General features: G+C 74.8%; 9 protein-coding genes, 1 tRNA gene and 1 other RNA gene. 1 reads left to right on the top strand and 10 read right to left on the bottom strand.

All coding sequences use genetic code 11. The annotated features are described in order from the left end of the window. Positions 1 to 18: 18 nt before the first annotated feature. From ACZ7DL_RS21080 to ffs, 5 genes are all read right to left on the bottom strand, one after another. Entirely contained in the window at positions 19 to 1,518 is a 1,500-nt protein-coding gene (locus ACZ7DL_RS21080; RefSeq protein WP_470775869.1) for a N,N-dimethylformamidase beta subunit family domain-containing protein, read from the bottom strand. A gap of 270 nt (positions 1,519 to 1,788) precedes the next feature. Next, on the bottom strand, positions 1,789 to 3,759 hold the full coding sequence (locus tag ACZ7DL_RS21085) for a hypothetical protein (RefSeq protein ID WP_470775871.1): 1,971 nt from the start codon (positions 3,757 to 3,759) through the stop codon (positions 1,789 to 1,791). 278 nt (positions 3,760 to 4,037) lie between these two features. After that, positions 4,038 to 5,297: a phosphoribosylamine--glycine ligase gene (gene purD / locus ACZ7DL_RS21090; protein ID WP_470775873.1), complete on the bottom strand. Its 1,260-nt coding sequence runs from the start codon at positions 5,295 to 5,297 to the stop codon at positions 4,038 to 4,040. Positions 5,298 to 5,408: 111 nt separating this feature from the next. Then, a complete protein-coding gene (locus ACZ7DL_RS21095) occupies positions 5,409 to 7,826 on the bottom strand; it encodes a DNA polymerase III subunit gamma and tau (protein ID WP_470775875.1) in 2,418 nt (805 codons plus the stop codon). Between the two features lie 54 nt (positions 7,827 to 7,880). Continuing rightward, positions 7,881 to 7,979: signal recognition particle sRNA small type (ffs, locus tag ACZ7DL_RS21100), an RNA gene on the bottom strand. Between the two features lie 97 nt (positions 7,980 to 8,076). On the opposite strand from ffs, the gene ACZ7DL_RS21105 reads away from it, so the two are divergent. After that, positions 8,077 to 8,164 (top strand) — tRNA-Ser (locus ACZ7DL_RS21105). Positions 8,165 to 8,680: 516 nt separating this feature from the next. Here ACZ7DL_RS21105 and ACZ7DL_RS21110 read toward each other — a convergent pair. The 5 genes from ACZ7DL_RS21110 to ACZ7DL_RS21130 form a co-directional block, all read right to left on the bottom strand. Then, positions 8,681 to 10,444: a copper resistance CopC/CopD family protein gene (locus tag ACZ7DL_RS21110; protein ID WP_470776129.1), complete on the bottom strand. Its 1,764-nt coding sequence runs from the start codon at positions 10,442 to 10,444 to the stop codon at positions 8,681 to 8,683. Positions 10,445 to 10,702: 258 nt separating this feature from the next. Beyond that, complete coding sequence (locus ACZ7DL_RS21115; protein ID WP_470775877.1) at positions 10,703 to 11,464, bottom strand: SDR family NAD(P)-dependent oxidoreductase; 762 nt, start codon at positions 11,462 to 11,464, stop codon at positions 10,703 to 10,705. Continuing rightward, complete coding sequence (locus tag ACZ7DL_RS21120; RefSeq protein WP_470775878.1) at positions 11,461 to 11,937, bottom strand: cupin domain-containing protein; 477 nt, start codon at positions 11,935 to 11,937, stop codon at positions 11,461 to 11,463. The genes ACZ7DL_RS21115 and ACZ7DL_RS21120 overlap by 4 nt, the downstream gene beginning before the upstream one ends. After that, on the bottom strand, positions 11,934 to 12,521 hold the full coding sequence (locus ACZ7DL_RS21125) for a GNAT family N-acetyltransferase (RefSeq protein ID WP_470775880.1): 588 nt from the start codon (positions 12,519 to 12,521) through the stop codon (positions 11,934 to 11,936). The genes ACZ7DL_RS21120 and ACZ7DL_RS21125 overlap by 4 nt, the downstream gene beginning before the upstream one ends. Further along, positions 12,514 to 14,784 (bottom strand): penicillin acylase family protein, encoded by a 2,271-nt coding sequence (locus ACZ7DL_RS21130; protein ID WP_470775882.1) that lies wholly within the window; start codon positions 14,782 to 14,784, stop codon positions 12,514 to 12,516. The genes ACZ7DL_RS21125 and ACZ7DL_RS21130 overlap by 8 nt, the downstream gene beginning before the upstream one ends. Positions 14,785 to 14,814: the final 30 nt, after the last annotated feature.

Genomic DNA, 14,814 nt, shown 5'->3' on the forward strand with positions numbered 1-14,814 from the left:
TCGGGGTGCGGCCAGGGGTCAGTCCCGTTTGCAGATGCGGTCCAGCAGGTTCGCCGTGGCCCGCTGGATACGGGGGTCCACGTGCTCGGGCCGGTCCAGGGCCGGGCACCACGCGAAGGTTCCGGAGGCGAACACCCAGGCGCCGGAGGGGGACCGGTAGAGGGAGGTCTCCTGGTGGCGCAGGGCGCCGTCGTTGTCGGTGTAGGGGGAGTGGGCGAGCAGGACGCGCTCGTCGTGCTCGGGCAGCGGGGTGCGCGGGAAGTACCGGTCCGCCTCGCCGGCGACCAGTCCCTCGATCTCGTCGCCCTCGTGCGCGCCGGTCGCCTCCCACAGCCAGTGGCCGCCGTTGCGGACGATCAGCGGGTACGGCTCGGGCACCCGGCCCGCGTACTGGATGCCGACCAGCTGCTGCTCGGGCCGGTCGATCTCCCGCCACAGCACCGGCCGGCCCGGGCCTTTGCGCTTGCGGCAGGTCAGCAGCCGGTCCGGGACTCCGGACGGGGACGGCCCCAGGTCGACCTGCCAGTACATGGTGTTCGCGGAGAGGAAGACCAGCGAGGTGCCCCGGTCGCGGGCGTCCTCGACGGCCCGGCGCATCGGCACCGACCAGTACTCGTCGTGGCCGGGGAAGACCAGGCCCCGGTAGCGGGTCGGGTCCACCCGGCCGGCGTGCAGGTCGCGGGCGTCGGCGTAGGCGAGGTCGTAGCCGTAGCGCTCGGCCCAGCGGATGAAGTCGTAGGCGTGGCCGACGTGCAGGGGCAGGCCCGCGCCCGCGTACGGGCGGTCGAAGGAGACCGTGGTGGCCGCCTCGGCCTCGCCGAGCAGCCGGCCCCGGTCGTCCCACGCGTGGTAGAGGCTCGCGCCGGTGCGGCCGTCCTCCGGATACAGGTTGTACGCCTGCCAGGTGATGTCCGGCAGCAGCAGGAGCAGGTCGGCGGGGTGGTCGTCGCGGACCGTGAACGGCACGTGGGAGCGGTAGCCGTCGGCGGTGGTGAGGACGGCCACATAGGCGCCGACGTCCCAGTAGGAGGGCACCTGGAGGCGCCAGGACAGCCACCAGTGGTGGCAGGAGACCGTGCGGTCGGCGGTCAGCGGCGGGGGCTGGACGATGCCGGAGAGCCGGGGGCTCGTGGTGGTCTTGGCGGCGCCGTCACCGCCGTAGTGGCCGATGCGGTAGATGTCGACGCCGAACTCCTGCGGCGGGTCGACCGTGATGCGGAAGTCGATCGCCTCGCCGGGCGCGACCGCGCCGGTGGAGGTGAAGCCCTTGATCTGGCGGTGCACGTCGTCGGCCGAGCGGGGCCCGGCAGCTTCAGCGCGCGGCGCCGGGACTCGCGCGCCGGGACCGCCGGTGAGCTGCGGCGGGCTGGGGTCGACGTACCAGGGCACGACATGACCGGTGTCGTCGAAGTACGTCTCGCTGCCGCGCAGCCAGGGCACAGGGCCCTGACCGAAGGGGTCCGTGACGGCGTGCGCGAGTGCTCCGGACTCCCAGCGGCGGATGTGGTCCGAGGCCATGGTCGCTCCCCTCCCTCATGCCCCCGTGCCTGTCTCGTGGTGCTCGGGTCGTTCTTCGCGGTGTGCGTGGGGCGTGCTCGCTGCTCTCGCTGTACTCGACAGGCCCTCGGCGTGCCCGGCCGTGCTGTCGTATGTCGCGTGCCTTTGCCAAGGGCGTGGTCGGTCCCAGCACATCACATAACGCACCGGCACGGTCACTAGTCGTTGCGAATTGACCTGAAGTGGAAGTCGCGTTTCCGTTACGGCGGTGACGGGAGGGCTATAGCGGGTTCAGACGAGCCGTACGGGCTTCTCGGGACGTATCCCGGACGCGGCCAGCCACTCGCGCAGCGGGCCCGGGTCTCCCTCCTCGATCAGGGTGAGCACCCTGGGCGTCAGATCGGCCGCCCGCTCGCCGCCCAGCAGCAGGGACGGCCCGTCCAGCCAGTCCAGGGCGGGGGCCGCGCCGGCGGTGTCGACGGCCGCACAGCACACCATCGCCGTGACGTGGTCGGTGAGCAGCTCACGGGCCGTACGCGCCGGCTGGAGCGGGAACAGCGGCAGCCCGCAGTCGTCCCACAGCGCGCTCTCCGGACTCCGCGCGGCCCCGTTGCCGACGCCCGGAACGGCGGCCTCCTCCCGGGCCAGCGCGGCACTCAGCCCGGCGGCGAGAGCGGCACTGCGCTCGGTGGCGGGATCGGGGTCTTCCTTGTCGTCGTAGAGGGTGCCGTGGGCGGTGGGGGAGGCGGGGTCCCGGGGTGCTGCGGGGGCCGGCTCGGGGACGGCCTCAAGGGCGCCGTAGGGGGCGGCGGGGGCCGGCTCGGTGGTGGTGGGAGGGGTGGTGTCCGGGATCGCCATGGGAGGCTCGCCGGGGGCGCGGAGGGCCGGCTCCCAAGCGGTGGAGGGGGTGGCGTCCCGAGCCGAGCCGGGGGTGGCCGCGTGGCCGCGCGGCAGGGTGCCGGCGCCGGGCGTGCGGGGGGCGGCGGCCGGCTCCGCGAGGTGGTCCAGGACGCGGGCCAGGGTGGGGCCGCCGGGGTCGGGCGTCGCGGGGTCGAGGGAGGGGCGGACGCCCAGGGAGTCCAGGACCCGGTGCAGGCGGGCCGCGTCGGCGCGCCAGGTGCGGTCCACGACCTCCTCCGGATACGCCTGCCAGTCCACCGGGGCCCAGTCGGGGCCGGACTCGGCGGGCCCGCCGTGGAAGAGGCGGGCGGCGAGCAGCGAGGCGGCCTCGTCCACCACCCCCGGCTCCTCCAGCAGGTCGCACGCGGGCCGCTCGCCGAGCCGGGAGGCGAAGCCCTCGGCGAGCCGGTCCCGGCGGGACAGCTCGGTGAGCGCCGCCACCACGCCCGCGTCCAGCCGGGACGGCCACCGGCCCATGCGCCAGGCGGGCAGCGCGACCCTGGTCAGCAGCCGGTCCCAGCCGGCGTAGGCGAGTCCGACCTGCTCCTGGGCCACGATCCGCAGGCCGTAGTCCACCGTCTGGGCGCGCTCGGCCGCCGCCGCCGCGACCCCGCGCTCCATCTGCGCCGCGTGCTCCCGGCAGCCGCGCAGCAGCAGCCGGGCCACCCAGCCGAGGGCCGCGCACAGCACGCGGGTCGGCGCACAGCGGCCCGGTGTCGCGGCGACGGCCACGGCCGCGTCCAGCCCGCGCACGAAGCGGCGGGCGGCGGCTATGTCGGGGTGCGCCGAGGGGCCCGTACCCGCGATGACCGGGGCGAGGACCGCGCGCAGCTCGCCGACGCGCATCCACCACAGGAACGGGGAGCCGATGACCAGGACCGGCGCGACCGGAGTCCGGCGGCGGACCGGGTCCGCCACCTCGTCGGGCGCCGGACGCGGGGGCGGACCGTGCGCCGAGTGGGTGCGGTCCTCCAGCCAGCTGTCGCAGTCCGGGGTGAGCGCTATGGCCGACGGCGCCGGCACGTCCAGCCGCTCGGCGAGGTCGCGCACCATCCGGTACAGGTCCGGGGCGGACTGCTCCGGGATCGGCACCGTGGGGCTCGTGGCGGGGCGGGCCCGGGCGACGACCAGGGCGATGCCGGCCGCGGCCAGCAGCACCAGCACGGCGAGCGCGCCCACGGCCCAGCGGGCGGCGTCCCAGCCGTGCCCGACGAGATGGCCGGAGGACGCGCCGGTCAGCAGGATCACCGCGGCGCCCGCCGGCAGCAGGGCCACGGCCAGCGCCCGGCCCCGGACCCGCAGCACGGCGAGGGCCCGGGAGCGCGCGGCCTGCGCGCCCACCTCCACACCGATTCCGCTCACGTGCCGACCTCGCCCCCTCCCCGATCGCGTGCAGTCCGTGCAGTCGTCGTCTTGCTCACTCCCCCACTGTGGCACCCGCCACTGACATCGCAATGCCGGTGAGCCAAGTGCCGGAACACTTGCGCGGCACCCTAGTTGGGGCCCCGGCCCCCGTCAGCCGGATGGGCGATTGCTCACTCGATGGAATGGCTTTGGTCAGAGCTGGGTGACAGAAAGCAAAGATCAGGCCCCGGATTGTGGTCCGGGGCCCGGCGCAGTGTGCGTGCAGGCCGGTCGGGTCAGGCGCCGGCGGACTCCGCCGCCTTCGCCGCGATGTCGGTGCGGTACTGCGAGCCGTCGAGCCGGATCCGGCCCACCGCCCGGTACGCCCGCTCGCGCGCCTCGGTCAGGTCCTTGCCGGTGGCCGTGACGGACAGCACCCGCCCGCCCGCGCTGACGACCGCGTCCCCGTCCCGACGGGTGCCGGCGTGCAGCACGTACGCCTGCGGGGCGTCCTCGGCGGCCACCTCGTCCAGACCGGTGATCGGGTCGCCGGTACGGGGGGTGCCGGGGTAGTTGTGCGAGGCGACGACGACGGTGACGGCCGCGTCCTCGCTCCAACGCAGCGGCGCCAGGTCGGCGAGGTTGCCGGTGGCGGCGGCCATCAGGACGCCGGCCAGCGGGGTCTGCAGCCGGGCCAGCACGACCTGGGTCTCCGGGTCGCCGAAACGGGCGTTGAACTCGATCACCCGGACCCCGCGCGAGGTGATCGCGAGACCGGCGTAGAGCAGCCCGGAGAAGGGCGTGCCCCGGCGCTGCATCTCGTCCACCGTCGGCTGGAGCACGGTCTCCAGGACCTCGTCCACGAGCTTCGGGTCGGCCCACGGCAGCGGCGAGTACGCGCCCATGCCGCCGGTGTTCGGGCCCTCGTCGCCGTCCAGGGCCCGCTTGAAGTCCTGGGCGGGCTGGAGCGGGACGACGGTTACGCCGTCGGTGACGGCGAACAGGGACACCTCGGGGCCGTCGAGGAACTCCTCGATCACCACGCGCTCGCAGCCTGCGGCGTGCGCCTTTGCGGCCTCGATGTCGGAGGTGACGACGACACCCTTGCCGGCCGCCAGACCGTCGTCCTTGACGACGTAGGGGGCACCGAAGGCGTCGAGGGCCTCGGCGACCTCCGCGGCGGTGGTGCAGACGTAGGAGCGGGCGGTCGGCACCCCGGCCGCCGCCATGACGTCCTTGGCGAAGGCCTTGGAGCCCTCGAGCTGCGCGGCCTCCCCGGAGGGACCGAACACCGGGATGCCCGCCGCGCGGACGGCGTCGGCCACGCCGGCGACCAGCGGGGCCTCCGGGCCGACGACGACCAGCTCGGCGCCGAGGCGGGTGGCCAGGCCGGCTACCGCGGCGCCGTCGAGCGCGTCGACCTGGTGCAGCTCGGCGACCTCGGCGATGCCGGCATTGCCGGGGGCGCAGTGCAGCGCGGTGACGTCGGGGTCGAGGGACAGGGAGCGGCACAGGGCGTGTTCGCGGGCGCCGCTGCCGATGACGAGGACCTTCACGGGGGTCAGCCTAATGGCAAGGTTGCCGAAAGCCGGGGCCCGGGCAAGCTGTACGTTCCTACCAAGGGTGGCCGGTGCCGGGGAAACCACCGGCTCTCCGGCCGCCGTCGGCTACTCGTTGGAGAACTCCTCCACCACGGTCGCCCCCAGCTCACGCACGATCAGCTCGTGCCCGGACAGGGCGGACTCGTCCAGATCCGGGTCGTCGTCCTCCGGGATGTCGTCCTCGGGGGCGACGGGCGGCGGCTCGGGAGCGGCGGCCGGCCGGTGAGCCGGAGCGGGCGCGGCCGAGGCACCGCCCTGGGGGGCGGAGGGCGCCGTCGGGGCCGGCTGGGGAGCCGCGGGGCGGGGGGCGGCCGGGGCGCCGTAGCCACCGCCGGGCGCGCTGCCGTAACCGCCGGCGGAGGAGCCGTAGCCACCCGCGGAGGAGCCGCCGTAGCCGCCACCGCCGTGGCCGGAGCCGGCCGCGGGCGCCGCGCCGCCGCCGGACGGGTCGACGACCGCCTCGATCTTCCACTGCACGTTGAACTGCTCGGTCAGCGCCTGCCGCAGCACGTCCTCGCTGCCGCTGCCGGCGAAGTTGTCGCGGGCGCCCGCGTTGACGAAGCCGAGCTGGAGGGTGGTGCCGTCGAAGCCGGTGACCTGGGCGTTCTGGCTGAGCAGGATCCAGGTGAAGCGGCGGCGGTTCTTGACGGCCTCCAGGATGTTCGGCCAGAGGGCGCGGGGGTCGAGACCGCCGGCGGCCGGGGCGGGCGCCGGGGCGGCGGGCTGTCCCTGCTGGTGCGCCGGCTGGGGCTGCGGCTGTGGTTGCGGTTGCGGTTGCGCGGGAGCCGTCCCGCCGGGGCCCTGACCCGGGCGGCCACCCGCCGGAGCGGCGGCCGTGGGCCAGCCGCCGGGGCGCCGGCCGCCGCCGGCGGGGGCGGCGGTGGGCCAGGCGCCGGGCGCGGCCGGGGCGGCCGGCGCGGGCGCGGGGGCCTGGGCGGCGGCAGGGGCGGGAGCCGCCGGTGCCGGGGCGGGTGTGGGAGCGGGAGCCGTGGGCGCGGGAGCGGCCGGAGCTGCGGTGCCGCCCGGACCGGCGGCGGGATCTGGGGCGCCCGTGGGAGCCGGGACCGGAGTGGGAGCGGAGGCACCGGTGGGAGCCGGGGCATGGGCGGGTGCCGAGCCGCCGGTGGCAGCCGGCGCGTGGCCGGGTGCCGGGGCAGCCGGAACACCCGGGGCGCCCGGAGCACCCGGGGCTCGTACGGCCGCGCGGGCCGCCGCGGGCCCGCTGCCGGGCGGGACGGACACCGCACCGGCCGCCGGGGCGCCGCCGTGGGCCTCGGGCCCGGGCACGTACCCCATCGCGGGCGCGCCGGCACCGGCCGAGAAGCTGACGCCGCGCTCCAGCCGGTCGAGGCGGGCCATCACGGACCGCTGGTCGCCGTAGGCGGCGGGGAGCAGGACGCGGGCGCAGATCAGCTCCAGCTGGAGGCGGGGCGAGGTGGCGCCGCGCATCTCGGTCAGGCCCTCGTTGACCAGGTCGGCGGCGCGGCTCAGCTCGGCGGCGCCGAAGGTCCCGGCCTGGGCCTGCATCCGCTCCAGGACGTCGGCGGGGGCGTCGATGAGCCCCTTCTCGACGGCGTCCGGCACGGCGGCGATGATCACCAGGTCGCGCAGCCGCTCCAGCAGGTCGGCGACGAAGCGGCGCGGGTCGTTCCCGCCCTCGATGATCCGGTCGACCACCTCGAAGGCGGCGCCCCCGTCACCGGTGGCGAAGGCTTCCACGACGGAGTCGAGCAGGGAGCCGTCGGTGTACCCGAGGAGGGAGGTCGCCATGGCATACGTCACACCCTCCTCTCCGGCACCGGCGAGGAGCTGGTCCATGACGGACATGGAGTCACGCACGGAACCGGCACCGGCGCGCACGACGAGCGGGAGCACGCCGTCCTCGACCGGGATGTCCTCCTTCTGGCACACCTCGGCGAGGTAGTCCCGCAGGGTCCCCGGGGGCACCAGCCGGAAGGGGTAGTGGTGGGTCCGCGACCGGATGGTCCCGATGACCTTCTCGGGCTCGGTGGTCGCGAAGATGAACTTCAGATGCTCGGGCGGCTCCTCGACGACCTTGAGCAGCGCGTTGAAGCCGGCCGACGTGACCATGTGGGCCTCGTCGATGATGTAGATCTTGTACCGGCTGCTCGCGGGTCCGAAGAACGCCTTCTCGCGCAGCTCACGGGCGTCGTCCACACCACCGTGAGAGGCCGCGTCGATCTCGATGACGTCGATCGAGCCCGGCCCGTTCCGCGCAAGGTCCTGACAGGACTGGCACTCACCGCAGGGGGTCGGGGTGGGGCCTTGCTCACAGTTCAGACAGCGGGCCAGGATGCGCGCGCTGGTCGTCTTGCCACACCCGCGCGGCCCGCTGAACAGGTACGCGTGATTGACCCGGTTGTTCCGCAGGGCCTGCTGCAACGGGTCGGTGACATGCTCCTGCCCGATGACCTCGGCAAAGGTCTCCGGGCGATAGCGGCGGTACAGCGCGAGAGACGACACGCATACGAGGTTATAGGCGCCCACTGACAACCGGCCCCGCCCGAAGATCCCGGGAACGCAAGCGCCCCCCACGCACCCGCCAGAGCCGACCTACCCTTGCTGCCTTCCGGCCCTGGGGGAGTTCAGTCAGATAGCGCCGCGTGAGGGGCTGTGCCCCACAGTACCCGATGCCGGCCCCCGGGCAGTACCCGAGGCGGGCCTGCGGGAACGGGTTCGCGAGCACTCCCCTCGGTCATGTAATGTTTCCGGCGGAGGATTCGCCTAGAGGCCTAGGGCGCACGCTTGGAAAGCGTGTTGGGGGCAACCCCTCACGAGTTCGAATCTCGTATCCTCCGCCAGTGCCTCACCGGGCACGATGTCGAAGGGCCCCACCGTTCGCGGTGGGGCCCTTCGACGTTCTCCGTCTCGGTTTCCGTCCCCGCCGGATTTTTCTCGGGGGCCGGGCGGTGCCCAGAGCGCGTCTCCGGCTTGCTGGGCGACCTTGCGGAGCATGACTCCGGTCACATGCGTGTGGCGAGCGCGCAGCCGTGCCGCTCCCCCCATCGGCTCGCGCGGTCGACTCGCATCCGCCGGGCGCATGCGCCGGTGAGAGTGAACGGCACGAGATGACCGAGTGACGCGGCATGACCTCGCGACCACGTGCGGGAAAGGCCAGCGGCTACCACTCCTCACGCGTTCGAATCTCGTATCCTCCGCCAGCCCAGAGAGCCGGACCATGAAAGTGGTCCGGCTCTCTGGCGTTTGTGCGTCCCGGTTCGGCGGCGACCTTCCGCCGTATGGCGCCGGTCACATCCGGAAGTCAACGCCGGGCCACTTCCCCGGTTCGCGACCGGCGTGGGCTGCTCGGCATCGACCTATCGCGTCACCCGCACCGGTGTCGACACCGTCACCTGGTCCACGTCCGAGATGCGGATCGTCGTCTTCAGGGTCCAGGTACCGGGGAGGGGGAGGGTGAAGGTGTCGGTGGACCAGTAGCCGCCGTGGTCGGTGACTTTGGTGTCCAGAGGGCCCAGGCGCTTGGCCGGGAGTGTGAGGGTGACGCGGAGTTCGGGGACCGTGGAGAGGCCGCCGTCGGGGCCGTAGACCACCGCCTGGACCGAGTTGGTGCCGACGCGGCCGGGGTCCAGGGTGATCTGGACCTTGCCATGGCCGCCGGGGGTGTCGACGTCGAACGGGATCGTGGTGACGGAGGCCGTGGGGATGCCCGCCGTCGGCGGGAGGGCGGGCGACGCGGACTCCGTGGCCGCCCGGCCCGGCACCGTGCTGGTCAGAAGCGTGGTCACGGCCAGAACCACCACGGCCGCCGTCGCCTCCGCCAGGACCGAGCGGCGCAGCAGGTGGCGCGGGATCGCCGGGGAAGGGGCGGAGGGGCGTTCCGGGGGGAGCGGGGGACCGGTCGCCGGTTCGGGGACGCGGAGGGGGGCGGGTGCGGTCGCCCGGGTCAGGCGGGCGGTCCAGGTGCGGGAGCAGGCCGCCGCGAGCAGGAGCGCGGCCACCACCGCCAGTTTGGCCAACAGGGTCCGGCCGTACGTGGTGCCCGTGAGCGCCTGCCAGGAGCCGAGGCCGCGCCAGGACTGGTAGACGCCGGTCACCACCAGAACCATGACCGAGGCGGACGCCAGCCGGGAGAAGCGGGCCGGGACCGAGGCCGGCAGGTCGTCCGATGCCGGAGTGCGGCGCAGTGTCCACAGCAGGGCGGCCAGACCGCCCAGCCAGGCCGCCGTCGCCAGCAGGTGCAGGGTGGCCGAGACGATCGCCGCCGGCACCTGGATGCCCGCCGAGGCGTGATCGGACGCGGACCAGGTCAGGGAGAGCGCGAGGGCGAAGACCACGCCCGCCGCGAAGGTGGCGCGCCGCGGCAGCCGGGTGCGGCGGGTTCTCAGCAGGACCGCGGCGGCCCCGGCGAGGAGCAGCAGCGCCAGGCGGGCCAGCAGCAGCAGGCCGGGGCGGGTCGTCGCGGTGTGGGTGACGGAGGAGAGCGTGAGGGCCGTCGCCGGGGCGGTGCCCTCCTCGTAGGACGTCCGCAGGAGGTAGAGGGCGGTCGTGGACACCAGGAGCGTGCACATGGCGGCCAGGGCGGGGACGCGCAGGTGGGCCGTCGTCGGCGGACGGCAGTACGCCACGAACGCGGCCGTGCCCAGCAGCAGTGCCAGGGAGAGGTAGGAGAGGTAGCGCGCGATGGTGTGCAGGGCCGTGGTGACCGGGTTCTCCGTACGCTCCGGGGGCGGGCTCGCCGGTGCCGCCGTGCGCTTGCCCACCGAGAAGATGAGGGCGCCGGACACCGGGTGGCTGTCGGCCGACACCACCCGCCAGGCCACCGTGTAGGTGCCGGTGGCGAGCCGGGCGGGGAGGGCGACCCGGGCGGTGTCGGAGCGGCCGGGGGCGTGGCCGGCGGGACCGGTGCGGACGCGGTGGTTGGCGGGGTCGTACACCCGGAAGGAGTCGGTCAGCAGACCGACCGACTCGGTGAAGGTGAGGGTCACCTGGCGGGGGGCGGTGCGCAGGACGGTTCCGTCGCCGGGATCCGTCGCGCGCAGCACGGCGTGGGCCGAGGCGGGGGCCGCCGTGCCGAGGAGGAGACCGAGCAGGAGGGCGGGGAGAAGGGCGGGGAGGAGCAGGAGCGTACGGGGGCGCGGGAGCGTACGGAGGTGCCGGAGCGCACGGAGGTGCCGGAGCGCACGGAGGTGCCGGAGCGTCGGGAGGTGCCTGATCACGCCCCCGGGCAGCCGTACTCGTCCTGCTCCTCGGTGTCCGTTCCGCAGCACCCTCGGCCTCCGTCCCGTCCAGCGCCCGTGCCTCCGTATGGGTACGAGCGGAACGGCCCGCTTGCTCACCAGCTCGGCCGGCCCGTCACCCCACCGCACCGACCCACTCGCTCACCAGGTCGGCCGGGCCGTCGCACCGCCGTCCACCACCAGGTCGTGACCGGTGATCCAGGAGGCGAGCGGGGAGGCCAGGAAGACGCAGGCGCCGGCGACGTCCCGGGGGTGGCCGAGGCGGCCGGTGGGGGCGGCGGCCAGCCAGCGGTCCACGCCTTCCGGCCAGGACTCGGCCAGTCCGGGCCGGTCGATGAGGCCGGGCGAGACCGTGTTGACGCGGATGCCGGCGGGGCCGTACTCCAGGGCCGCCGCGCGGGCGTGCATGACCACCGCCGCCTTGGCCGCGCTGTAGTGGGCGTGGCCGGGGGCGGGGTGGCCGGCCTCGATGGAGGCGATGTGGGTGATGGTGCCGCCGCCGTGGGCGCGCATGTGGGCGGCGGCCGCCTGGGTGCAGGCGAAGACGCTGGTGAGGTTGGTGTCGACGACCGTGCGCCAGTCCCCCGCCGTCATGCCCGACAGCGGTTGGACCGGCTGTACGGCCGCGTTGTTGACGAGCGTGGTGAGGCGGCCGGCCGACCAGGCGGTCGTCTCCTCGATCAGACGGTGGCAGGCGGCCTCGTCCGTCAGGTCCGCCTGGAGTACGACCGCCTCGCCGCCCGTCTCCCGGATGCGGTCGGCCACTTCGGTGGCCGCGGCGAGGGCCGTACGGCAGTGGACGGCCACCGCCGCGCCCTCCTCCGCGAAGCGCAGGGCGATGGCGCGGCCGATACCGCCGCCCGCGCCGGTCACCAGGGCGGTCTGTCCGTCGAGCAGGCTCATGGGCGGCAGAGTTCCGTGATGAGGGCGGCCTCGGCCGGGTAACGCGCCGTGAGGTCGGCGGCGTTCCCGTGCTCGTAGTCCGCGTAGGTGAATCCGGGGGCCATGGTGCAGCCGAAGAACGTCCATGACCCTCCTGCGGCCACCCGCGCGCCCATCCAGGTGCGGGCCGGCACGGTCAGCTGGAGGTGCTGTCCGGAGCGCAGGTCCGGGCCGAGGACGGGGGTGCGGGTGGTGCCGTCGGGGGCGAGGAGCAGGAGCTGGAGCGGGTCGCCGAGGTGGAAGTGCCAGACCTCGGCGAAGGGCAGGCGGTGCAGGGCGGAGAAGTCGTCGGCGGTGAGCAGTACGACGACGGCCGACCCCTCGGGGCGGCCGTCAGGGCGCTCGGGCCCGGCCCAGGTGCGCCGGAACAGGCCGCCCTCGCGGGGGATGGGTTCGAGTCCGTAGTGCGCGATCAGCTCTTCGGGCGTCGTCACGCCGGGAAGGCTACCGCCCGGTCGAGGAAGGCGAGTTGGGCCTGCTTCTCCGGCAGGTACACATCGGGGAGGTCGACCTCGGGGAGGACGACGGCGGGACCGCGGGTGAAGCCCTGGCGCTCGAAGCGGGCGATCGCCTTCGTGTTGCGTACGTCCGGGTCGACCACGATCCGCTGCCGGTCCAGGACCAGCAGCGCGTACGTCGTCATCACCCTGAGCAGGGCGGACGTCCAGCCGGGCCGGCGGCCGTCGGGGCCGGCGGGGGCGAGGAGGAGGTGGCAGCCGAGGTCGCCGGGGAGTACGTCGTAGCACTCGCCGACCCGGTCGGCGGACGGCTCGTAGGTCTGGAAGAGGGCGACCGGCCGGTCGTCCTTGGTGACCAGGTGGGCGTGGTGGGTGTCGAGCGTGGCCATGTGGGCGTAGATCTCGGCGACTTGGTCCCTGGTGAGGCCGTTCATGCCCCAGAAGGCGGCGCGTTCGTCGCTCACCCAGGCGTGGACCACGTCCGCGTCGCCCTCCGGGTCGAGAGGGCGGATGCGGACGGTGCCGTAGCCGTCGACGTGCTGGACGTGCAGGTCAGTCATCGGATTCCTCGGTGGGTGCGGTGCTGGTCGGCTCGGTGGCGTGCCCGGTTGCGCGCTCGGTGGTGCGCTCGGGCGTGAGCAGGGTCCAGTCGGTGACGACCGGGGCCAGTTCGCCCTCCAGCCACAGGGGGAGTTGGTCACGGTGGTGGGTGGTGCCGGGTACGCCGTCGGCGCCGAAGGGGACGACCCAGCGGCTGTTGCCGCGGTCGGCCAGGTCCCAGACGTAGCGGGCGGCCGGGCCGCGGGCGGCGCGGTCGGTGAGGCCGGGGACGGCCGAGGTGCAGAGCACGCAGTCGTGGTCGCCGGCGAGACCGGGTTCGGCGGGTGCGTTCGCGTGGTCGTCCGGGGCGCCCGGGAGCGCCTTCCAGGGGGCCAGGCGGTGGGTGGCGGACCAGGGGCCGGTGGGGGGCGCGGCGGCCACCTCCTCCAGGGCGGCACGGACGGCTGCCATGCGGTCGATGCCGTACAACTCATCGGCACGCAGGAGGTGTTCCAGTGCGTAGCCGACGCGGGGGACCAGGGCCAGCCAGGGGAGCAGGACCTCCGGGTAGGCCGGGGGCTCGGTGAGCGGGGCGAAGACCGGGTGCGCGGCGAGCCGGCGTACGACCGCGCCGCGCACCGCCGCGTACACAGCCGCCTCGGTGCTGTCGGCCTCCATCCGGCGGTCCCAGGCGAGGAGGCGGTCGCGGAGACCGGCCGCGGCGGGGGTGAGGCCGGTGAGGGCCGCGAGGTGGTCCAGGAGCGGGCCGGCCGAGGCGAGGTGGGTGTCGGTGTGGATCGCGGGCATGCCGTCGGCGGTCCAGGTGCGGCGGGCGTCGAGCAGGGCGCGGATGCGGGCGGCGCGGTGGGGCGGGGCGAACTCGACGCCGAGCGGGGTGGCCAGGCCGCGGGCGTTGGCCATCACCGCGATGCCGTCGTCCGGTTCGGCGTACGGCGTGTCGTGCGTGCCGTGCCAGTCGTGGCCGGGCTCCCAGGCGGGGACCGGGCGGAGGCGGTTGGCCTCGGCGCGCACGGGGACCTTGCCGGCGACGCGGTGCAGGGTGCCTCCGGCGGTGTCGGCGGCCTGTACGACGTTGACCGGCTCGGTCCAGGCGTCCAGGGCCCTGTCGATGTCACCGACGGTGCGGGAGCGGAGGAGGGGGAGGAGGGCGCTGAAGCCGAGGTCTTCCGTCACGCGGGGCGGGTACCGCAGCGCGAGCGCCTCGGCTTCGCCGCCGATCCCCGTTTCCTTTCCGCCGGCACCCCCTGCGCGGCTCTCGTCGCCGGGTGCGAGCAGCTCCTGCGGGAGGCCTCCACGGCCGGCGGCCTCGGGCCCGTGGGTGGCCGTGCCGTCCTCAAGGCCCTCCGGTCCCCCGGCGATCACCGGCCCCCGTTCCGTTTCGACGACCTCGATCTCGAACGGTGGCTCGCCCGCTGCCCGCACCGTCTCCGTGTGGCGGGTGGCTCGGCGCCAGGTGCCGTCGGGGGACAGGGCTTCGATGCCCGCGCCGGTGCGGCGCAGGCGCTCTCGGTAGAGGTCCTGGTAGTCGGCCATGGCGTTGGTGATGGCCCAGGCGGCCGTACCGGTGTGGCCGAAGTGGGCGATGCCGGGGACGCCGGGTACGGCCAGGCCGACGACGTCGAACTCGGGGCAGGAGAGCCGGATCTGCTGGTACACACCGGGGTCTTCGATGAAGCGGTGCGGGTCGCCGGCGATCAGGGCCTGGCCGGTGGCGGTGCGGTCGCCGGTGACGAGCCAGCCGTTGCTGCCGGCGGTCCCGGGCCCGTCCATGGCGAACAGACCGACCGCGTCCGGACCGAGGTGGCGTATCGCCTGCTCGCGCCAGAGTTTGGCGGGGAAGCCGGCGAAGAGGATGTGCGTGGCGAGCCAGACGCCGAGCGGCGTCCAGGGCTCCCAGCGGCCGGGAACCAGGCCCGTGCGGGTGAATTCAGGGGCGCGGCGGGCACCGGCGGCCAGGCCCTCGTTGACGCCGTCGACGTACGCGCGGACCCAGTCGGCCGTCTCCGGGTCCCGGCGTTCCAGCGCGGCGAAGCAGCGGCGGGCGGTGTCCTCGAGCCGGGCCCGGCGGGCGAAGACGTCCCAGGAGAGGGCTCCGGCGCCGAGGAATGAGGCGGAGGTGCCCTGGGCGCGATGGCGCTCGACCTCCAGTTGCCAGGCCCGGTCGTGGGCGGTGACCCGGCCCTGGGCGTGGGCGAGTTCACGGGCGCTGGACGCGCGCAGGTGGGGGATGCCCCAGGTGTCGCGGTAGGTCTCGGTGGTCACCGGGAATCCCCCCCATGCTTTAGGTTAGCC

The sequence above is a fragment of the Streptomyces sp. NPDC036984 genome (assembly GCF_055607665.1).

Excerpts from the sequence above, each read along its gene's own strand:
- ACZ7DL_RS21080 (WP_470775869.1), bottom strand. The coding sequence starts at position 1,518 with ATGGCCTCGGACCACATCCGCCGCTGGGAGTCCGGAGCACTCGCGCAC.
- ACZ7DL_RS21115 (WP_470775877.1), bottom strand. The coding sequence starts at position 11,464 with ATGAGCCTGCTCGACGGACAGACCGCCCTGGTGACCGGCGCGGGCGGC.
- ACZ7DL_RS21125 (WP_470775880.1), bottom strand. The coding sequence starts at position 12,521 with ATGACTGACCTGCACGTCCAGCACGTCGACGGCTACGGCACCGTCCGC.